Below are 21,277 nucleotides of genomic sequence, written 5' to 3'. Positions count from 1 at the left end.
AAAGACTTACTTGCCGCCCACGCTTTGCAGCGTCGTCCACTTGCCATCGACGACCTTGTACAGCGTGATACCGCCGTTCTTCAGATCGCCGTGCTGGTCGTACGCGAGGTCAGCCGACGTCACGGCCGGCTTCGACGTCTTCGCGAGCACCGGCAGGTACTTGGCCGGATCGGTCGAGTTCGCGGTCTTCATCGCGGTGAACATCGCCATCGCGCCATCGTAGGCGTACGGCGAATACGTCTGCACGTCTTCGTTGAAGCGCGCCTTGTACTTCTCGACGTACGCCTTGCCACCCGGCATTTCATCGAGCGGCAGACCGGCGAGCGAGGCCACTGTGCCGTTCGCCGCGTCGCCGGCGAGCTTGATGAAGGTCGGCGTGTGGACCATTTCGCCGCCCATCAGCGGGGCCTTCACACCGAGCTGCTTCATCTGCTTGACCATCGGTGCCGCTTGCGAATCCGCGCCGCCGTAGTAGATCAGATCCGGGTTTGTCGACTTCAGCTTGGTCAGGATCGACTTGAAGTCGACGGCCTTGTCGTTCGTGTATTCACGATCGACGATCGTCGCGCCCGCCGCCTTCGCAGCCTTCTCGAACTGATCGGCAAGACCCTGGCCGTAAGCGGTGCGATCGTCGACGATCGCGATCTTCTTCATGCCGAGGTTCTTCACCGCGAACGTGCCGGCCACCGAGCCTTGCTGCGTGTCGGACGTCATCATGCGGAAGGTGGTCTTGAAACCCTGCTGCGTGTATTCCGGCGCGGTCGCCATCGCGACCTGCGGAATGCCCGCGTTCGCGTAGATGCGCGAGGCCGGAATCGTCGTGCCCGAGTTGAAGTGGCCGAGCATGCCCTTGATGCCGTCATCCACGAGCTTTTGCGCGACCGTCGTGCCGGTGCGCGGGTCGGCCTGGTCGTCGGCCGAATCGAGCACGATGTGAACCTGCTTGCCGCCGATCACCGGCTTGGTCGCGTTGAAATCTTCGACCGCGAGCGTGATGCCGTTCTGGAAGTCCTTGCCGTAGTGCGCCTGTGCGCCCGTCATCGGACCGGCGAAACCGATTTTCACGTCTTCCGTCGATTGCGCGTTGGCCGTCCCCGCCAGCGACATGGCGGCAACCAGAGCTGCGCCTGCCAGCTGTTTCATTTTGTGTTGCATAGCTTCTCCTTGATACCAGGTGTGGATGAAGCGGATTCGGGGTCGCCGTGCCGCTTCCGTTCTATTGAATGGACCGCCGAGGTTGGCTCAGCCGATCGTCATCAAATTCGCATTGCCGCCTGCCGCCGCGGTGTTCACGCTGACCGAGCGCTCGGTGAGCAGACGCTCGAGCGCGTAGTCCTCGTCGCCGCTCGCGAGCGCACGAGCCGCGACGCCCTGCACCGACACGATCGGCCCCGCGCGCTTCGCGACCTCCTTCACGAGCGCGAGCAGCTCATCGCTGTCGCCTTCGAACAGCACGGCGTCGAACGGCGCATCGGCGTTCTTCTTGACGCTCGCGTGCGCCTTCAGCGACGCGGGCAGTTGCGAGACCAATTGTTCACCGGCCGCGCCTTCGAACAACGCACGATTTCCCGTCGCCAGCGCCGCCGCGAATTGCACGCGCGCGCCGCTCGCCGTCGACGCGATACACAGCACCGTGCCACGCGGACCGAGCGTATACGTGTTGCGCTCGCCGGTCGGCCCCGACAGCACCGCGGTCGCGCCCGCCGGCACATGCGTCAGATAGCCATCGCAACGGGCGGCGAGCTGCGGCTCGCGCTCGGCGATCAGCCAGTCGCGCAACGCGCTCAGCGCGGCCGCCGGATTGTCGCGCTTTTCCGTCGTCTGCGGTACTTCGGCCACCAGCGCCTGCGCGAGCGACTTCGGCAAACCAGCCGGCCGCGTCGCGAGCAGACGCTGCAGATACAGCGCGCCACCGGCCTTCGGTCCCGTGCCCGACAGCCCTTCGCCGCCGAACGGCTGCACGCCGACCACCGCGCCGATCACGTTGCGGTTCACGTAGATGTTGCCCACGTGTGCGCGGCTGATCACGTGCGCGATCGTTTCGTCGATGCGCGTGTGGATGCCGAGCGTCAAACCGTAACCCGTCGCGCGAATCTGTTCGAGCAGCTTGTCGAGCTGACTGCGGCGATAGCGCACCACATGCAGCACCGGGCCGAATACTTCGCGCTTCAGCTCGTCGATGCTGTCGAGCTCGATCAGCGTCGGCGGCACGAAGGTGCCTTGCGTCGCGCCGTCCGGCAGCGTCAGTTGCTCTACCTTGCGGCCCTTGTCGCGCATCGCCGCGATGTGGGCGTCGATGCCGCGCTTCGCGTCGAGGTCGATCACCGGGCCGACGTCGGTCGACAGCCGGTCCGGGTTGCCGAGCGCGAGTTCGCGCATCGCGCCTGTCAGCATTTCGAGCGTGCGGTCCGCGACATCGTCCTGCAAACAAAGAACGCGCAACGCCGAACACCGTTGACCGGCAGAGTCGAAAGACGATTGCAGCACGTCGGCGACGACCTGCTCGGCAAGTGCCGACGAGTCGACGATCATCGCGTTCTGGCCGCCGGTTTCGGCGATCAGCGGAATCGGCTTGCCATCCGGATCGAGTCGGCCGGACAGCGTCTTGTTGATCAGACGCGCGACTTCGGTCGAACCGGTGAACATCACCGCACGCGTGCGCGGATCGGCGACCAGCGCGGCGCCAACCGTCTCGCCATTGCCAGGCAGCAGCTGCACCGCGCCCGCCGGCACGCCCGCTTCGCGCAGAATCCGCACCGCCTGTGCCGCGATCAGCGGCGTCTGCTCGGCCGGTTTCGCGAGCACCGTGTTGCCAGCCGCGAGCGCGGCGGCCACCTGCCCCATGAAAATCGCCAGCGGGAAATTCCACGGACTGATACAGACCACCGGACCGAGCGGCCGATGCGTGTCGTTCGAAAACTCGTCACGGATCTGCGTCGAGTAGTAGCGCAGGAAGTCGATCGCCTCGCGGATTTCCGCGACCGCGTTGGCGAGCGATTTACCCGCTTCGCGCACCACGAGGCCCATCAGCGTGTGCATCTGCGCTTCGAGCACATCGGCGGCACGCGCGAGGCAATCGGCGCGCGCCTCGACTGGCGTCGCTTGCCAGATCGGCGCGGCGGCCACGGCATGCCCAAGCGCGGCGCTCACGTGCTCCGCCGTCGCTTCGACGACCGTGCCGACGAGATCACGCTGGTCGGCCGGGTTGCGCACGTCACGCCCAGCGCCGACCGCGATCTGGTTGTCTTCGAGCATCGGCGCGGCGCGCCACGGATGATGCGCGCTCGCGAGCAGCGCCGACGACAGCGACGCGAGTCGATGTTCGTTCGACAGATCAAGGCCCATCGAATTGAGCCGCTCGGCGCCGTACAGATTGCGCGGCAGCGGGATACGTGCGTGTGGCGCGCCGAGCGGCACGATCCTCGACGCCTCCTCGACCGGATCGGCGACCAGGTCGTTGATCGCGACGGATTCGTCGGCGATGCGATTCACGAACGACGTATTCGCGCCGTTCTCGAGCAACCGGCGCACGAGGTACGCGAGCAGCGTCTCATGCGTGCCGACCGGTGCGTACACGCGGCACGGGCGGTTCAGCTTTCCAGCGGACAGCGGGCCGGTGACTTCTTCGTACAGCGGCTCGCCCATGCCGTGCAGGCACTGGAACTCGTACTGGCCGGGGTAGTAGTTGTTGCCCGCGAGGTGATAGATCGCCGACAGCGTATGCGCGTTGTGCGTCGCGAACTGCGGGTAGACGGCATCGGGCGCGCCGAGCAGTTTTTTCGCGCAGGCGAGATACGACACGTCGGTGTAGATCTTGCGCGTGTAGACCGGATAGCCTTCGAGGCCGTCGACCTGCGCGCGTTTGATTTCCGAATCCCAGTACGCGCCCTTGACGAGCCGCACCATGACGCGGTGACGGCTGCGGCGCGCAAGATCGATCAGATAGTCGATCACGAACGGGCAGCGCTTCTGATACGCCTGCACGACGAAGCCGATACCGTTCCAGCCTTGCAGCTCCGGATCGAAGCACAGCGCTTCGAGCAGATCGAGCGACAGTTCCAGGCGGTCGGCTTCCTCGGCGTCGATATTGAGGCCGATGTCGTAGCGGCGCGCGAGGATCGCGAGCGAGCGCACGCGCGGCAGCAGCTCGCTCATCGTGCGTTCCTGCTGCGCGCGCGAGTAGCGCGGATGCAGCGCCGACAGCTTGATCGAGATGCCCGGGCCTTCGTAGATGCCGCGGCCGCCCGCAGCCTTGCCGATCGCGTGGATCGCCTGCTCGTACGACGCGTAGTAGCGCTGCGCGTCGGCCTCGGTGGTGGCTGCTTCGCCGAGCATGTCGTACGAATAGCGGAAACCGCGTGCCTCGTACTTGCGGCTGTTCGCGAGTGCTTCGGAGATGTTCTCGCCGGTCACGAACTGCTCGCCCATCAGGCGCATCGCCATGTCGACGCCCTTGCGGATCAGCGGCTCGCCGCCCTTGCCAATCAGGCGCGTGAGCGCCGACGACAGGTTCGCCTCGCTATTGGTCGTCACCAGCTTGCCGGTGATCATCAGCCCCCAAGTCGCCGCATTGACGAATAACGACGGCGCCTGGCCGACGTGCGATTTCCAGTCGCCTTTGCTGATCTTGTCGCGGATCAGTGCGTCGCGGGTCGCGCGGTCGGGGATGCGCAGCAGCGCCTCGGCGAGGCACATCAGCGCAACGCCTTCCTGGCTCGACAGCGAAAATTCGTGGATCAGCCCTTCGACGCCGCCGCCCTTGCTCTTCGAGCGCAGCGTTTCGACGAGCTTGCCGGCCAGCGCCTGTACGTCGCCCGCGAGGTTGGCGGGCAAACGCGCCTGGCCGAGCAGGAACGGCACGCACTCGGGTTCGGGGCGGCGATACGCGGCGGTGATCGCCGCGCGCAGCACCGACTGCGGTTGCACGTTCTGCGCGAAATCGAGAAACGGATGCGACGCGCCGTCTTCCTCGCTCTCGACCGCCGCGCCGTCGGCGAGGTCGGCCGTCCCGGCCGCACCCGATAGCTCGGGCGGCAACTGGCCGTGCTCGATCTTTTCGAGGTACGCGAAGATCGCCTGCTTGATCAACCAGTGCGGGGTGCGCTCCAGGCGGGTGGCGGCATCTTTGAGCCGGGAACGCAGGAGGTCGTCGACCTTGACGCCAAGAGTGGTGCTAGCCATGTTTCCTTCTTTGATACCGGGCGCGAGCCTGGCGAAAGACTAAAAGTTGGGCGAATCGTACGCCTCCAAATAAAAAGGTGCAACCAAACCCGGTCAATGGTTGCACCCCGCCAGAAGCCTTGGTGGGCGCGGGTTTCCGGAAGATGGCCGGCACTCGGGCCAGTGAGTATGCGATCGGTATTTTCCCTGGCGTGATTCTTTTTGAAATAAGCCTTATCAAACGACTTCGCGCGCCGATATACAGAAGCACGGCGACGAGCGGCCCGAAACGTCGGTTTCAGGGCACGCAGAAAAGATAAACGGGGTTCCCGAGGGTTGGTGTGATGGAAAAGTGGCTGGTAATACTGGGCATCTGGGCGATGTGTGCGGCCTGTGCGGTATTTTTCATTCGAGGCGCGACCGGCGGCTCGAATCGGCGCGAAGAGGAGCGCAAGCCTGGCAGCGCGGCCTCGCGTGGATCGGCGGGTAATACGCGCGACGCGCTGAACGACTGAGATCAGAAAAGCGCGCGCGACGGCTCATCAAGCCGGATGCGCGCGCGGATCGGTGGACTTGCGACAGGATTGGCGCGGGCAGACTGGCGCGCCAGGATTGCGCCTGATGGTCGCTGTTGGGTCAGCGCCGCCCGAGTGGCGGCGCAATCGACTCGAATCGCGCACAGACGTCGCGGGGCGACACGAGCTGATCGTGCAGACGACACAACCGGCTATCGGCGACGCTCGCGCCGAAACCCGAACTGAATGCGACGAGCCCGGGGATACGCTGCTCGAGCGCATCCCGTTCGTTCACGCGATGCCGGCATCCGCCGCAGCACGGCGCGCTGCTTCGCTCTACTGCGCCAACGTACGCCGCGGCGTCGGCGTCACGATCCGTCGAAATCTTCACGGGCGTTATCCGAGGCTGTTCCAGTACGACGCGAACACGCGCGCGGATAGCGCATAGCCGATCGCGATATTGACCGCAACACCCGCCGTGAAAGCAAGGAACGGCTTCAGACCGGTCGCGGCAAGCGAGCGGAAGCGCGTCGTCAAACCGATGCTCAGGAAGCAGAAGGTGAACGCCCACGTGCGCAGCACCGTGATCGGCGCGACGAACTCCGGCGTGACGACCTTGCGGTAGTCGGCGAGCGAATAATGGCTGGCGATCCACGTGACCAACGCCGACGCGATCACAAAACCGATCACGAACTTCGGGAAACGCGCCCAGATCTCACCGGCATTCGCGCGCGCGGTGATGCCGCTATCCTGCGTTTCCCAGCGTGTCGTCGCGACGATCGCGAGCACGAACGCCCAGATGCCGATCCAGATGTCGCGGCCTACCACCTTCATCAGCGTGAAGGCCTGCAACGACGCTTCCGGCGCGCCGGCGATCGCACCGCCCGCGTGCCGCGCGAAATCGCCGTAGGCCTGGGCGGCGGCGATGCCCGCGGCGTCGGCGAACTCGGAGGTGCCGATCCAGGCGCCGGCGACGGCTGTCGGCAGTCCGAGCGAGCGCGACGCGAACGGCAGCACGAAGATCATCACGATCGCCCACAGCACGACCAGCGTGATCGCCACCGACGCCTGCTCGCGCTTCGCCCGTACCGCGCCGGCAATCGCGATCGCCGCCGACACGCCGCACACCGCGCCGCCGACACCGAGCACGGCGGCAAAGCGTCGATCGAGCCCAAACGCCCGTGCGACGAGAAAGATCACGAAGAACGTCACCAACGACACGATGCTCGCCTGTACGACCGCGACTGGGCCGGCCCATACGAGCAGTGTGAACGGCAGCGTCGCGCCGAGCAGCACGATGCCGACCTTGATGTAGAACTCGACGCGCAGCCCCGCCGCGAGCCACTCCGGCAGCGTGAACAGGTTCGACACGATCAGTCCGAGCGCGAGCGCGACGAGCGGCGGCTCGAGGTTGTACTTCGATGCGTCGACCCACGCGCCGAGCGTCAGGATCAGCGCGGACGCGACGAACACGACGACGAAGGCGGTCAGAAACGCGCCGACGCGCTGCCTGAGCAGCGCGACGCTGGCGCCGAACAGCACGGCGAACGTCGCAAATAGCGCGACGTAGTTGGGTAGATGCTTGCCGATGTCCTGCGCGGCCTGCGCGACGCTCGACCATTTCGTCGGCGCGACCGCGAGCCACTTGATGCTGCTGCCCGACGCGAACAGCGCCCACGCAATCACGATCACGAGCAGGCCGACGCCAGCGGCAAGCCAGTCTTCCGTCAGCGAAAAGCCGCTGCCCCGCTCGGTTTGCGCGTTTTGTGTACCTTGCCGCTGACCCGGCGCGGCGCCCGCCGGCACGGTGTGATGAGTGTTGCTCATTGCAGATGCCCCGAGAAAGTTGACTGGCATCGGCGTGCAATTGTTGTCGTTTAGCCCCGAAAACGCGCCGATTTCGCGACTATAGGCGAGCACCAGCGCAAAACGAAACGATCATTCGCTCTATGGATATGACGCAAAGAAGTATGGCGGGCGTAATCTGCCCGGTGGCGTCAGATGTCGAGCGGGTCGACTTCGAGGTTCCAGCGCAGCACGCCCTTGAGCGAGCGCAACAGTGGCTGCCACGCGCGCAGCGTGGCCTGCAGCGCGGCGCGCGATGCGCTTTCGATCAGCAACTGCGCGCGATGCACATGCATCACCTTGACGATCGTGAGCGGCACCGCGTCGTAGACCGTGACGCGCTCGGCGGCTGGAATCTGCGCGAGCTCGGCGGCGGCCTGCTGCAGAAACGCGAGCGCCGCTTCGAGCGTGCGGCCTTCGGCGCGCAGCAGCGCCTGGTAGACGAACGGCGGCAGGTGCGCGTCGCGTCGCTCGGCGAGCGTCGCATTGGCGAAGCCGACGTAGTCGTGACGGCCCAGCGCGTGATAAAGCGCGTGACGCGGGTAGCGCGTCTGCACCAGCACTTCGCCCGGCAGACCGCCGCGCCCCGCGCGGCCGCTCACTTGCATCAGTTGCGCGAACAGGCGCTCGCTCGCACGGAAATCATGCGAAAAGAGCGCTGTATCGGCGTTGAGCACTCCAACCAGCGATACGCGCTGGAAATCGTGGCCCTTCGCGATCATCTGCGTGCCGACCAGGATATCGACCTCGCCCGCGTGCACGTCCGAGAACAGCGCCTGCGCGCTGCCCTTGCGGCGCGTGCTGTCGGCGTCGATACGCAGCACGCGGGCACCTGGCACCGCGCTCGCAAGCGTCTCCTCGACGCGCTGCGTGCCGCGCCCGAGCGGGGCGATGTCGACGTTGCCGCACTCCGGGCACGAGCGCGGGATGCGAGACTCCCAGCCGCAGTGATGGCAGCGCAACGCGCGCTCGGGCTTGTGCAGCACGACGTAGGCGCTGCAGCGCGGACAACCCGCCACCCAGCCGCACGCGTCGCAGGCGAGTTGCGGCGCGTAGCCGCGACGGTTCAGGAACACGAGGCTCTGCTCGCCGCGTTCGAGCCGCGCCTTCACCGCCGCGATCAACGGACCCGACAGGCCTTCGATCGACGCCCGCCCGCGCCGGCGCTCGTCCTCGAGGTCGATGAGCCGCACGGTCGGCAACACAGCGTCGGCGACAGCCCGGCGCGACAACGTGAGCCGCTTGTAACGCCCCTGGTCGGCCTGCCACCAGCTTTCGAGCGACGGCGTCGCCGAGCCCAGCACGACGGGCACGCCGAGCTGCTTCGCCCGATAAATCGCGAGGTCGCGCGCCGAATAGCGCAAGCCTTCCTGCTGCTTGTAGGCCGGATCGTGCTCTTCGTCGACGACGATGATTGCCAGCTGTGGCAGCGACGCAAGCACCGCGAGCCGCGTGCCGAGCACGATGCGCGCGCGGCCGGTGTGCGCGGCGAACCAGTTGCGGGCGCGCTCGCCTTCGGCGAGGCCGCTATGGAGCGTGACAATCGCGCTGGCGTCGAGCGCGGCGAAGCGGGCGCGGAACGCCGCCTCGAACTGCGGCGTCAGGTTGATCTCCGGCACTAGCACGAGCCCTTGCGCGTCGGGCTTGGCGGCCAGAACCGCCGCGAGCGCGCGTAGGTACACTTCGGTCTTGCCGCTGCCGGTCACGCCGTGCAGCAGGAACGGCGCGAAGCCGTCGGCGTCGCGGATCGCTTCGACGGCGCTGACCTGTTCGTCGGTGAGGGTCGGCAGAGCCGGGGTGGGCGCGTCCGGCAGTGACGCGGCGGCGGGCACCGCGGCGGCGTCGATCAGCTCGAGCGTCACAAAACCTGCGCTCCGCCATGTGTCGAGCGTTGCCAGCGCCTTCGGGTGCAGCGCGCGGGCGTCGGCGGCAAACAGGAAGTCGGCTTCGGCGAGGGCCTGAGCGAGCTTTCTGAGCGCAGTCGCGCGGGCCGGCAATGCGTCGGGCAACGCCGCGCGGCCCTCTGCCGTCAGCCGATAGCGCACTTCCGGCGCGAATAGCCGCGACCAGCGCGACGCGTCGCGCAGCGCCTGCGGCAGCGCGGGCAGCGCCACTTCGCCCCGACCGCGTTGATAGTAGTCAGCGGCGAATGAGGCGAGCGCGAGCCAATGTTCCGACACCGGCGGACACGCCGTGCAGACCTTATCCACATCTCGGAGACGCTCGGCCGGCACGTCGCTGTGAGCGGCCACTTCGCAGACGAGCCCCACCACGTGGCGTTTGCCGAATGGGACGCTGACGAGCGTGCCAACCACAGCCGCATCGGACGCGCCGCAGCGGTAGTCGAACAGCGTCGGCAGCGGATGGTCCAGCGCGACTCGGACGAACACTTCGCTCATCCGGCGTAGCGCACAAGGTGAGCCGGCACGACGCCCAAGCGCGGCGCGGATTGCGTCGCGCGGCACGCGAAGGCGCGGAAGTTAAAGTAAAACCTTAATTTCACCGCTAAGTTTTGGATTCGACTGAACAATTGCGGCTCGACTCGCGGTCCTGTGGATAACTTTGTTGAGAACTTCGCTTCGACGGGCCGCAAACGGCGTCGTGACGGCCTTGTGTGGGCTTCCGCACATTTGCCCGCGCTCCCCGCAAACCCATGCCGGACAAGGCTTAGATCAAATGCGCCGAGTATGTGCAAGGGTCGGGGCACGATTAAAGCCTCTACCGCGCCGCAGCGTGCGAAGTGTGCATAAGTCGACTCTTGACTTTCACAAGACCGCCATTTGGCGGCCACTTCGCGGATCTCATGTCCCTTAGGCCGAGAGCCCAATTCGCTGCAGCGCAACAAAAAACGGTAACTATGACAGCGTCACGCCGGCGTGTGTGCACCGCTACGAATAGCGCGACTGTGTCGATGCACCTCATCGACCAGTTCGGCCACATGCTCGGGCGGCGTGAACTGCGAAATGCCGTGGCCCAGATTGAAAACGTGACCGGGATGATTGCCGAAGCTGTCGAGCACCGCGCGCGCTTCCATGCGGATCGCGGCAGGCGGCGCAAATAGCACCGACGGATCGATGTTGCCCTGAAGCGCCACCTTGCCGCCGACACGCTCGCGCGCCTTGCCAAGGTTCACGGTCCAGTCGAGGCCGACCGCGTCGACGCCGCTCGCGGCGATGTCGTCGAGCCACAGGCCGCCGCCCTTCGTAAAGGCGATCACGGGCACTTTTTCGCCGTCGTGCTCGCGCTTGAGCTGACTGACCACCTGCTCGATGTAGCGCAGCGAAAAACGCTGATAGATGCCATCGGCGAGCGCTCCTCCCCATGTGTCGAAAATCATCACCGCTTGCGCGCCCGCTTCGATCTGCGCGTTCAGGTATGCCGCGACCGAACCCGCGTTGACCTCGAGAATCCGCCGCAGCAGATCGGGACGCGCGTACAGCATAGATTTGATCGTGCGAAAGTCCGCCGAGCTGCCGCCTTCGACCATGTAGCACGCGAGCGTCCACGGACTGCCTGAGAAGCCGATCAGGGGTACGCGCTGGCGGCCTTGCGCATCCTTCAGCGCCGAGCGGATCTCTCGTACGGCGTCGGTCACGTAGCGCAGTGTCGCGTCGATGTCCGGCACCGCGAGGCGCGCGACGTCGTCTTCGGTGCGAACCGGACGGGCAAATTTCGGCCCCTCGCCATTGACGAACTCGAGGTCGAGGCCCATCGCGTCGGGCACAGTCAGGATGTCGGAGAACAGGATCGCTGCGTCGAGCGGATAGCGATCGAGCGGCTGCAACGTGACTTCCGTCGCGAAAGCCGGGTTCTTCGCGAGACCGAGGAAACTGCCCGCGCGGCCGCGCGTGGCGTTGTATTCCGGCAGATAACGGCCAGCCTGCCGCATCAGCCAGATCGGCGTGTAATCGGTCGGCTGGCGCAGCAGCGCGCGCAGGAAAGTGTCGTTCAGGAGTTGATGGGTCACGTTGCGTGCGGCTGAAGAGCTGAGGGCAATAGAGCATTTTACCGGACGCGGCTCCGGACATCGCGCGTGACGAGGTAATCATTGTGGCGGCGGCGCGTCTCGGGAAGCGGCTGTGAAACAGCCCGGGCGCACGTCGATGAGCGACGGGCCGCGACCACGCGCACGGGCCGGGGCTCGTTGTCTCCCGCTGCCCGCGTCGCCCTGGCTGAACGGCCGATGTTCAAGCCCGCGCTACCACGCTAGTATCCGACAGCCTTAACGACCAATTGCAGACTATCAGGAGACTCGATGAAGAAGGCAGCACTCGCAATGCTCGGCGCGCTCGCCGGCCTTCTGATGCATGTCGGCGTGGCCAGCGCGCAAAACGCCGCGGCCGCGCCGTCCAGGCTCGACGACATCATCAGCCGCGGCACGCTACGCGCCTGCACGATCGGCGACTACAAGCCGTACTCGTTCTATCGGGGCGATGGCCAGTTCGAGGGCATCGATATCGACATGGCGGAGTCGCTCGCGAAGTCGCTCGGCGTGAAGGTCGAGTTCGTCAAGACGTCGTGGTCGAATTTGATGAACGACTTCGTCGCGAAGTGCGACATTGGCATTGGTGGCGTGTCGCCGACGCTCGAGCGCCAGAAGCGCGCGTTCTTCACGCAGGCTTATATGGTCGACGGCAAAACGCCGATCGTCCGCTGCGACGATGTGAACAAATATCAGACAGTCGCGCAGATCGACCAACCGTCCACGCGAGTGATCGTCAATCCGGGCGGCACCAACGAGAAGTTCGCGAAGCAATACTTCCCGCACGCGGACGTGACCGTTTATCCGGACAACGTGACGATTTTCAAGCAAATCCTCGCAGGCAAGGCGGACGTGATGGTGACGGATGCGTCGGAAACGCTGTTGCAGCAGAAACTCAATCCCGGCCTGTGCTCGGTGCATCCGGACAAGCCCTTCCAGTACGGCGAGAAGGCATGGCTGCTGCCGCGCGGCGACGCTGCGTTCCAGCAATACGTCGATCAGTGGCTGCATCTGGCGCGAGCGACCGGCGAGTATCAGGCCAATTCGGATAAGTGGTTGAAGTAAGGTCGCCGTCGCAATGGGAGGCCGTCAGCTGCAGACCTGTCGCGACAAGGTGCGGGCGGCCTGCCAAGCCTGCGAGTGCAACGATTTCATGCAAAACGCGGCGCTCAATTTCTACTGCCAATATGCGTCACGGATAGCATTAATCATGCGCGTCACGGTGCACGGCAGTCGCCGGTAATTACTACTTTTCGCAGGTTTTATTTTGGCAATAAATCCCGCAGCGCCTTATCGGGCGGGCGTTACAACCTGAAACACTTTGTTACCGCCTTTATAGGGTAATTCGCCCACAATGCCCTCAACGGTTTCAACACGGATGTGGCTGTGTGCGTGGTGTGAGCGGATACGATGCACTTGCCGGTCGGCGCTTTGCCGGAGCCCTGTGAAGGGGCATCCCTGTTGGGGCCGTAATCGACGTAGGGTCGTCGTAACAACCGTCCCATCTTTGGTCTCCTCGCGCTAACCCCGTAGCGTGTGGTTTTTAGCGGGCTCCAGGCCCGCTTTTTTTTCGTCTGCTCAAACGTTTGCGCGCGACAAACGGTCCGCGCACAGTTCTGGTTTACACCCGCATCTTGCTCATATCGCTCGCCCAGCGTGCTGCAGCATTGTCATGCCGTCTTGTTCTCTTTGAGCTTCAACTCGTCGATCATTCGTTCGCGCATCACGAATTTTTGGACCTTGCCGGTCACGGTCATCGGTAGTTCGTCGACGAAGCGGATATAACGCGGCACCTTGTAGTGCGCAATCTGTCCCTGACAGAACTGCTGGATCTCTTCGGCCGTCGCCTGTTCGCCCGTGCGCAGCACGATCCACGCGCAGACTTCTTCGCCGTATCTGGTATCGGGCACGCCGAACACCTGCACGCTCTGGATCTTCGGGTGACGAAACAGAAACTCCTCGATCTCGCGCGGATAGATGTTTTCGCCGCCGCGAATCAGCATGTCCTTCAGGCGGCCGACGATGTTGCAATAGCCTTGCGCGTCCAGTGTCGCCAGATCGCCAGTGTGCATCCAGCCATCGACGACGCTCTCGTGCGTTTTTGCCTCATCGCCCCAATAACCGAGCATCACAGAGTAGCCGCGTGTGCATAGTTCGCCCGTTTCGCCGACGGGCACGATGTTGCCGAGCGGATCGACGATTTTCACTTCGAGATGCGGCTGGATGCGCCCTACGGTCGTCGTGCGCTTGTCGAGCGGATCGGTCGTCGAGCTCTGGAAAGACACCGGGCTGGTCTCCGTCATGCCGTAGGCGATCGTGATCTCGCTCAGGTGCATCTTCGAGACGACCTTCTTCATCGTTTCGATGGGGCATGGCGAGCCCGCCATGATGCCGGTGCGCAGCCGCGAGAAGTCGTACGAGGCGAAGGCCGCATGGTCGAGCTCGGCGATGAACATCGTCGGTACGCCATGCAGCGCGGTGCATTTTTCCTCCGCGGTCGCCGCCAGCGTCGCGGCTGGATCGAAGCCCTCGCCTGGAAACACCATGCTCGCCCCGACCGACACGCACGCGAGCACCGCCAGCACCATCCCGAAGCAGTGGTACAGCGGCACCGGAATGCACAGGCTATCCTGCTCGCTGAGCCGCATCGCCATCGCGATATAGCGCGCGTTGTTCACGACGTTGCGATGAGTCAGCGTTGCACCCTTCGGATTGCCCGTCGTGCCGCTCGTGAACTGGATGTTGATCGGCTCGCGGCACGACAGCGTCGCGCCGATCGCATCGAGCCGGGCGGCGTCGAACGACGCCCGCCCGCGCTCGATTACGTCGGAAAAGCTCAGCATGCCCGGCGTCTCGGTGTCGCACATACGGATCACGTAGCGCAGCTCCGGCAGCCGGGCGGCACGAAGCTCGCCCGGCGGCTGCGTCGCCAGTTCGGGCGCGAGCTCCTGCAGCATCTCGAGGTACATTGACGTCTTGAAGCGCTCGGCACTGATGATCGCCTTGCAACCGACCTTGTTCAGCGCATAGTCGAGCTCAGCCAGCCGGTAGGCCGGATTGATGTTGACCAGGATCGCGCCGATCCGCGCGGTCGCGAACTGCGTCAATAGCCACTCGACGCGGTTGGGCGACCAGATGCCGACACGGTCGCCTTTGATGATGCCGAGCGCGAGCAGCCCAGACGCGAGCACATCCACTTCATGCGCGAATTCGCGCCACGTCCAGCGGATGAGTTGCTCGCGAAACACCACGGCCGGCCGATCAGGAAAGCGCGCGGCGGTGTCGCGCAAAAACTCGCCGACGGTCGCTTCGCTCAACGGATTTTCGGTCGACCCGCGCACGTACGACAGTCCATCCGCCGGTTCGATCAGCGCACCTTCACGCGAGCTATGCGTTGCCATGGTGTTGTCTCCGTTAGCGCAAGCGCGCTCGATTGAAATGAATTTGAAATCGATTGTGCACCGGCGCGTATCCGTCCGGCATCAAGTCTTACCCGCACCGCACGGCGCGAGCGCGGCGAACCACCGCTCGTTTCTTCGACCCTGTGGATTTTGCCGACCTTTACGTAAACGTCAAATAGGTATCAAAAAAAAGCAGCCGCGCGGGCTGCTTTCTTCTACTACGTGCTGCTTTAGTGCTGGCCGCGCAGCTTGCGCAGACGCTGGATTGCCGCGAGTTGCGCCGTCGCGTACGCGAGTTCCGCCTGTGCGGTCGCGTACTCTAGGTTCGAGCCCGTGTTCTGCAGCGCCTCTTCCGCACGCTTGCGTGCGTCTTCGGCCTTGGCTTCGTCGAGATCCTTGCCGCGGATCGCGGTGTCGGCGAGAACCGTCACTGCGCCCGGCTGGACTTCGAGGATACCGCCGGCGACGAACACAAACTCTTCTTCGCCGTTTTCAACTTCGATGCGCACCGCACCCGGACGGATCCGCGTGATGAGCGGCGTGTGGCCCGGCAGAATGCCGAGTTCACCCGCTTCGCCTGGCAGCGCGACGAACTTCGCCTGGCCCGAGAAGATTTCCTCTTCCGCGCTGACGACGTCTACTTTAATGGTTGCCATATGTGTCGACTCCTGTCGACGAGAGTTAGCGCTTTAGTGCAGACTCCCGTCCCATGCAAGGCGGGTTGAGCGTAATCAGAGACGCTGGCTTTGCGCAACACTACCGTTCTGACAGCCGTGATGCGCGAGGCCGGCGCTCGCTTCGTTACACCCGACCTTTACTGGATCTTCTTGGCCTTTTCGAAGGCTTCGTCGATCGTGCCGACCATGTAGAACGCTTGCTCCGGCAGGTGGTCGCACTCGCCTTCGACGATCATCTTGAAGCCACGGATCGTTTCCTTCAGCGGCACGTACTTGCCCGGCGACCCCGTGAACACTTCGGCGACGTGGAACGGCTGCGACAGGAAACGCTGAATCTTACGAGCGCGCGCGACGGCGAGCTTGTCTTCCGGCGCGAGTTCGTCCATGCCCAGAATCGCGATAATGTCGCGCAGTTCCTTGTAGCGCTGCAGCGTTTGCTGCACGCCGCGCGTGATCGAGTAATGCTCTTCGCCAATCACGTGCGGGTCGATCTGACGCGAGGTCGAATCGAGCGGATCCACCGCGGGGTAGATACCGAGCGAGGCGATGTCACGCGACAGCACGACGGTTGCGTCCAGGTGGCCGAAGGTCGTAGCCGGCGACGGGTCGGTCAAGTCGTCCGCAGGGACGTACACGGCCTGCACCGACGTGATCGAGCCAGTCTTGGTCGACGTAATACGCTCCTGGAGCTTACCCATTTCTTCGGCCAGCGTCGGCTGATAGCCCACTGCCGACGGCATACGACCGAGCAGTGCCGACACTTCGGTACCGGCCAGCGTGAAACGGTAGATGTTGTCGACGAAGAACAGCACGTCGAGGCCTTCGTCACGGAAGTGCTCGGCCATCGTCAGGCCGGTCAGCGCGACGCGCAGACGGTTGCCCGGCGGCTCGTTCATCTGGCCGTACACCAGCGCGACCTTGTCGAGAACGTTCGAGTCCTTCATTTCATGATAGAAGTCGTTCCCTTCGCGGGTACGCTCGCCCACACCGGCGAACACGGAGTAACCGCCGTGTTCCTTCGCGATGTTGTTGATCAGTTCCATCATGTTCACGGTCTTGCCCACGCCGGCGCCACCGAACAGACCCACCTTACCGCCCTTTGCGAACGGGCAGATCAGGTCGATAACCTTGATGCCGGTTTCGAGCAGCTCGGTCGACGGCGACAGTTGGTCGAACGCCGGAGCCTTCTGGTGGATCGCACGCGTGGTTTCGCTCGAGATCGGGCCGGCTTCGTCGATCGGACGGCCAAGCACGTCCATGATACGGCCGAGAGTCGGCTTGCCGACCGGCACGCTGATCGGGTTGCCCGTGTTCTTCACGATCGTGCCGCGGCGCAGACCGTCCGAAGCACCCAGACAGATGGTACGGACCACGCCGTCGCCCAGCTGTTGCTGGACTTCGAGCGTCAGCTCCGTACCTTCTAGAATGAGCGCGTCGTAGATCTTCGGCATGGTTTCACGCGGAAATTCCACGTCGATCACCGCGCCGATGCACTGTACGATCTTGCCTTCTACCAAAGCAGTAGTACTCATCGCTTTTCCTTTAGATACTCAATTCTTCACTCGCGCAATGGCGCAGTTTCTCCGATGGGTGCGCCGCTCGGGCGCACACGAACGACCTGCCTGACCGGGGTCAGACCGCCGCCGCTCCACCGACGATTTCCGACAGTTCTTTCGTGATCGCGGCCTGACGGCTCTTGTTGTACACGAGCTGCAGATCGTTGATGACCGTCTTCGCGTTGTCCGAAGCAGCCTTCATCGCGACCATGCGGGCCGACTGCTCCGATCCCATGTTTTCCGCGACGGCCTGATAGACCAGCGCCTCGACATAACGCACCAGCAGTTCGTCCACCACTGCCTGCGCATCCGGCTCGTAGATGTAGTCCCACTGCGTGCTCGGCGTCGTACCGTCTTCTTCCGTGCGCTCGAACTGATCCGCCGACAGCGGCAACAGCTGCTCGATCACCGGCTCCTGCTTCATTGTGTTGACGAAGCGCGTGTAGGCGAGGTACACAGCCGAAATCTTGCCTTCCGAGAACAGGTCGAGTTGCACCTTCACGGCACCGATCAGTTTTTCCAGATGCGGTGTATCGCCCAGTTGCACGACGTTCGACACGACCTTCGCGTGCAGCCGGTTCAGGAAGCCCAGACCCTTGCTGCCGATCGCGGTTGCCTCGATCGTCTTGCCCTGGCCTTCCAGTTCCTTGAACTTCTGCAGCGACGCGCGCAGCACGTTGGTGTTCATCCCGCCGCACAGACCTTTATCAGTCGTGACGAGGATGACGCCGGCCGCCTTCGCGCCTTCGTTCGACACCATGAACGGGTGACGATACTCCGGGTTCGCACGGCTCATGTGCGCAGCGATATCGCGGACCTTGTCGGCATACGGGCGAGCAGCGCGCATGCGCTCCTGAGCGCGGCGCATCTTCGATGCGGCCACCATCTCCATCGCTTTCGTGATCTTGCGCGTGTTTTGCACGCTCTTGATCTTGCCGCGAATTTCCTTCATTCCAGCCATTGCTTGCTCCTTTGTCGGCCCGAGTCAGCGCTTCAGCGCTTACCCGGGTCCCATGCAAAGCGGCTGAAGCAGCTCGGGAGCATTCGCATGCGGCCCGCGCCGCTTCAAGGTCCGTTTATGCCTTGCGGATCATTCGCGGATCAATATGCGCCGGACTTCTTGAAGTCTTTGACGGCCGTGTGCAGCAGGCCTTCGTCGTCCTTCGAGAGTTCCTTGGTATCTTCGATACGCTTGACCAGGTCAGCATGGCTCGACTTCAGGTGGTCGCGCAAGCCCTTTTCGAACGGCAGGACTTGAGCAACTTCGAGGTCGTCGAGATAGCCGTTGTTCGCCGCGAACAGCGACACAGCCAGTTCCCACACTTGCAGCGGCTGATACTGCGGCTGCTTCAGCAGTTCCGTCACGCGGCGGCCGCGCTCGAGCTGCTTGCGGGTCGCTTCGTCGAGGTCCGATGCGAACTGCGCGAACGCAGCGAGTTCACGGTACTGCGCGAGGTCGGTACGGATACCACCCGACAGTTTCTTCACGACCTTCGTCTGAGCGGCGCCACCCACACGCGACACCGACACGCCAGCGTTAATTGCCGGGCGGATACCTGCGTTGAAGAGGTCGGTTTCAAGGAAGATCTGGCCGTCGGTAATCGAGATCACGTTCGTCGGAACGAATGCGGTCACGTCGCCTGCCTGCGTTTCGATGACCGGCAGTGCCGTCAGCGAACCGCTCTTGCCCTTCACCTCACCATTGGTGAACTTCTCGACGTACTCTTCCGACACGCGAGCCGCACGCTCGAGCAGACGAGAGTGCAGATAGAACACGTCGCCCGGGTAAGCTTCACGGCCCGGCGGGCGGCGCAGCAGCAGCGAGATCTGACGATATGCCCAAGCCTGCTTGGTCAAGTCGTCGTAAACGATCAGCGCGTCCTGCCCGCGATCGCGGAAGTATTCGCCCATCGTGCAGCCGGCGTACGGCGCGAGGTATTGCATCGCGGCCGATTCCGAAGCCGAAGCGGACACGACGATCGTGTATTCCAGCGCGCCGGTTTCTTCCAGCTTGCGCACCACGTTCATGATCGACGAAGCCTTCTGGCCGATCGCGACGTAGATACAGAAGAGGTTCTTGCCCTTCTGGTTGATGATCGCGTCGACTGCGACTGCGGTCTTGCCGCACTGGCGGTCGCCGATGATCAGCTCACGCTGGCCACGGCCGATCGGCACCATCGCGTCGATCGACTTCAGACCGGTCTGGACCGGTTCCGAAACCGACTTACGCCAGATCACGCCCGGAGCAATCTTTTCGATTGCATCGGTCTTCTTCGCGTTGATCGGGCCTTTGCCGTCGATCGGGTTGCCGAGTGTGTCGACCACGCGGCCGAGCAGTTCCGGACCCACCGGCACTTCCAGAATGCGGCCCGTCGTCTTGACGATGTCGCCTTCCGAAATGTGTTCGTATTCACCCAGAATCACGGCGCCGACCGAGTCGCGCTCGAGGTTCAGCGCGAGACCGAAGGTGTTGCCCGGGAATTCGAGCATTTCGCCCTGCATCACTTCCGACAGGCCGTGGATGCGCACGATACCGTCGGTCACGGAGATCACGGTGCCTTGGTTGCGAACGTCTGCGCTCGCTTCAAGGCCCTGGATCCGGCTCTTGATCAGCTCGCTGATCTCAGAGGGATTGAGTTGCATTATTCGCTCCTGATAGTCAATTCTGTTGCGTGCCAGCCGCTAAAGCGCGAAGCGCTTCAGGCCGTCAGGGCCGTCTGCATGCTGGCGAGCCGCGCGCGGACCGAGGTATCGAGCACTTCGTCGCCGACCGTCACGCGCACGCCGCCGATCAACGACTGGTCGACTTCGACCGTCGGCTTCAGCTTGCGCTTGAACTTGCGTTCGAGGCTTGCGACGAGTTCGTTCAACTGCGCACCTTCGAGCGGGAATGCGCTGACGATCAGCACATCTGCTGCCCCTTCGCGGGCGTTCTTCAACTCTTCGAACTGCGAGGCGATTTCCGGCAGCAGCTGCAGGCGATGGTTGTCCACCAGCATCTGCACCAGATTCTTCGCTTGCGCGTTGTCCTTGAGTGGCGACTTGACCGCGGCCAGCAGCAGATCGCTTACCTGGGCACGGCTCACTTTCGGGCTCGAGGCGATCGACAGCACTTCGGGCAGACGCGCAACCTGTGCCAGCTCCTGCACGAGCGTGGACCAGGCGGCGATGTCACCAGCTTCGGCCACGCCAAACAGCGCTTCCGCGTACGGACGGGCGATGGTTGCAAGTTCGGCCATGATCAGAGCTCGGCTTTCAGTTGATTCAGCAGGTCAGCGTGAACTGCCTGGTCGACTTCGCGCTGCAGGATCTGTTCAGCGCCCTTCACAGCGAGTGCAGCGATTTCGCCACGCAGCGTTTCGCGCGCCTTCACGACTTGCTGATCCGCGTCGGCCTTCGCCTGCGCGATGATGCGGGCGGCTTCCGCCTGCGCCTGAGCCTTGATTTCGTCGGCGACTGCGACAGCGCGCTTTTCGGCGTCGGCGATTCGTTGCTGGCCGTCGTTGCGAGCCTGTGCCAGTTCCTGGTCGACGCGCTTGTGAGCGGCTTGGAGTTCCTGCTTGCCCTTTTCAGCGGCTGACAAACCGTCGGCGATCTTCTTCGCGCGCTCGTCGATGGCGTTGATCAGCGGCGGCCACACGAATTTCATCGTGAACCACGCGAGGATCAGAAACACGACCATTTGCGCAAACAGGGTTGCGTTGAGATTCACGGTGTTTCCTTAAACGTTGCTAGTTCGGAAAGTGAAACGGCAAGGCGCTCATCGATTCTGCTCGATCAGCGCCCCAGTACCCGTTCCGCCCTGCGCCTTTACCTGTTATAGCTCAGGCGCAAACCTCCGAGGAACCTCAGCCTGCCAGCTTCGAGAGCAGCGGGTTCGCGAACGCAAACAGCATTGCCACACCAACGCCAATCAGGAACGCCGCATCGATCAGACCAGCCAGCAGGAACATCTTGGTTTGCAGCGGGTTCATCAGTTCAGGTTGACGGGCGCATGCTTCGATGTACTTGCCACCCATCAGACCGATACCGATACAGGCGCCGATAGCACCCAGGCCGATGATGATGCCGATACCGATGGCGGTCAGACCCTGGATGTTGGCGATGAAAGCTTGCATGATCACTCCTTTGTGAAAAGTCT

General features: G+C 63.7%; 16 protein-coding genes. 2 read left to right on the top strand and 14 right to left on the bottom strand.

Features of this window, described 5'->3' with window-relative positions; translation table 11 throughout:
- Positions 1-6: 6 nt before the first annotated feature.
- Entirely contained in the window at positions 7-1,155 is a 1,149-nt protein-coding gene (locus tag F6X42_RS01350; RefSeq protein WP_187632471.1) for a branched-chain amino acid ABC transporter substrate-binding protein, read from the bottom strand.
- Positions 1,156-1,242: 87 nt separating this feature from the next.
- Entirely contained in the window at positions 1,243-5,181 is a 3,939-nt protein-coding gene (putA, locus tag F6X42_RS01345) for a trifunctional transcriptional regulator/proline dehydrogenase/L-glutamate gamma-semialdehyde dehydrogenase (RefSeq protein WP_187632470.1), read from the bottom strand.
- A gap of 323 nt (positions 5,182-5,504) precedes the next feature.
- Between putA and F6X42_RS01340 the strand changes: the two genes are divergently transcribed.
- The gene (locus F6X42_RS01340) at positions 5,505-5,675 is read left to right on the top strand and encodes a hypothetical protein (protein ID WP_187632469.1); all 171 of its coding nucleotides are present in this window, start codon (positions 5,505-5,507) and stop codon (positions 5,673-5,675) included.
- 121 nt (positions 5,676-5,796) lie between these two features.
- On the opposite strand, the gene F6X42_RS01335 is transcribed toward F6X42_RS01340, so the two are convergent.
- The 4 genes from F6X42_RS01335 to hemE form a co-directional block, all read right to left on the bottom strand.
- On the bottom strand, positions 5,797-6,066 hold the full coding sequence (locus F6X42_RS01335; RefSeq protein ID WP_187632468.1) for a hypothetical protein: 270 nt from the start codon (positions 6,064-6,066) through the stop codon (positions 5,797-5,799).
- A 5-nt stretch (positions 6,067-6,071) separates the two neighbouring features.
- Positions 6,072-7,502: a YeiH family protein gene (locus F6X42_RS01330; protein WP_187632467.1), complete on the bottom strand. Its 1,431-nt coding sequence runs from the start codon at positions 7,500-7,502 to the stop codon at positions 6,072-6,074.
- Between the two features lie 170 nt (positions 7,503-7,672).
- Complete coding sequence (locus tag F6X42_RS01325; protein ID WP_187632466.1) at positions 7,673-9,919, bottom strand: primosomal protein N'; 2,247 nt, start codon at positions 9,917-9,919, stop codon at positions 7,673-7,675.
- 467 nt (positions 9,920-10,386) lie between these two features.
- The gene (gene hemE, locus F6X42_RS01320; RefSeq protein WP_187632465.1) at positions 10,387-11,487 is read right to left on the bottom strand and encodes a uroporphyrinogen decarboxylase; all 1,101 of its coding nucleotides are present in this window, start codon (positions 11,485-11,487) and stop codon (positions 10,387-10,389) included.
- A gap of 288 nt (positions 11,488-11,775) precedes the next feature.
- On the opposite strand from hemE, the gene F6X42_RS01315 reads away from it, so the two are divergent.
- Complete coding sequence (locus tag F6X42_RS01315) at positions 11,776-12,567, top strand: transporter substrate-binding domain-containing protein (protein WP_187632464.1); 792 nt, start codon at positions 11,776-11,778, stop codon at positions 12,565-12,567.
- Between the two features lie 605 nt (positions 12,568-13,172).
- On the opposite strand, the gene F6X42_RS01310 is transcribed toward F6X42_RS01315, so the two are convergent.
- The 8 genes from F6X42_RS01310 to atpE form a co-directional block, all read right to left on the bottom strand.
- Positions 13,173-14,903: an AMP-binding protein gene (locus tag F6X42_RS01310; RefSeq protein ID WP_187632463.1), complete on the bottom strand. Its 1,731-nt coding sequence runs from the start codon at positions 14,901-14,903 to the stop codon at positions 13,173-13,175.
- A gap of 230 nt (positions 14,904-15,133) precedes the next feature.
- Positions 15,134-15,559, bottom strand: coding sequence for a F0F1 ATP synthase subunit epsilon (locus tag F6X42_RS01305; RefSeq protein ID WP_008917918.1), 426 nt, complete (start codon positions 15,557-15,559; stop codon positions 15,134-15,136).
- A 158-nt stretch (positions 15,560-15,717) separates the two neighbouring features.
- Positions 15,718-17,112: a F0F1 ATP synthase subunit beta gene (gene atpD / locus F6X42_RS01300; RefSeq protein ID WP_187632462.1), complete on the bottom strand. Its 1,395-nt coding sequence runs from the start codon at positions 17,110-17,112 to the stop codon at positions 15,718-15,720.
- A gap of 100 nt (positions 17,113-17,212) precedes the next feature.
- On the bottom strand, positions 17,213-18,097 hold the full coding sequence (atpG, locus tag F6X42_RS01295; RefSeq protein WP_187632461.1) for a F0F1 ATP synthase subunit gamma: 885 nt from the start codon (positions 18,095-18,097) through the stop codon (positions 17,213-17,215).
- A gap of 140 nt (positions 18,098-18,237) precedes the next feature.
- Positions 18,238-19,779 (bottom strand): F0F1 ATP synthase subunit alpha, encoded by a 1,542-nt coding sequence (atpA, locus tag F6X42_RS01290; protein ID WP_187632460.1) that lies wholly within the window; start codon positions 19,777-19,779, stop codon positions 18,238-18,240.
- 56 nt (positions 19,780-19,835) lie between these two features.
- On the bottom strand, positions 19,836-20,375 hold the full coding sequence (locus tag F6X42_RS01285; RefSeq protein ID WP_187632459.1) for a F0F1 ATP synthase subunit delta: 540 nt from the start codon (positions 20,373-20,375) through the stop codon (positions 19,836-19,838).
- Positions 20,376-20,377: 2 nt separating this feature from the next.
- A complete protein-coding gene (locus F6X42_RS01280) occupies positions 20,378-20,848 on the bottom strand; it encodes a F0F1 ATP synthase subunit B (protein ID WP_187632458.1) in 471 nt (156 codons plus the stop codon).
- 136 nt (positions 20,849-20,984) lie between these two features.
- Complete coding sequence (gene atpE, locus F6X42_RS01275; protein ID WP_007180033.1) at positions 20,985-21,254, bottom strand: F0F1 ATP synthase subunit C; 270 nt, start codon at positions 21,252-21,254, stop codon at positions 20,985-20,987.
- Positions 21,255-21,277 lie beyond the last annotated feature (23 nt).

The sequence above is a fragment of the Paraburkholderia podalyriae genome (assembly GCF_014397785.1).
GTDB classification, from domain to species: domain Bacteria; phylum Pseudomonadota; class Gammaproteobacteria; order Burkholderiales; family Burkholderiaceae; genus Paraburkholderia; species Paraburkholderia podalyriae.
This window is presented reverse-complemented; position numbering and strand designations above follow the sequence as displayed.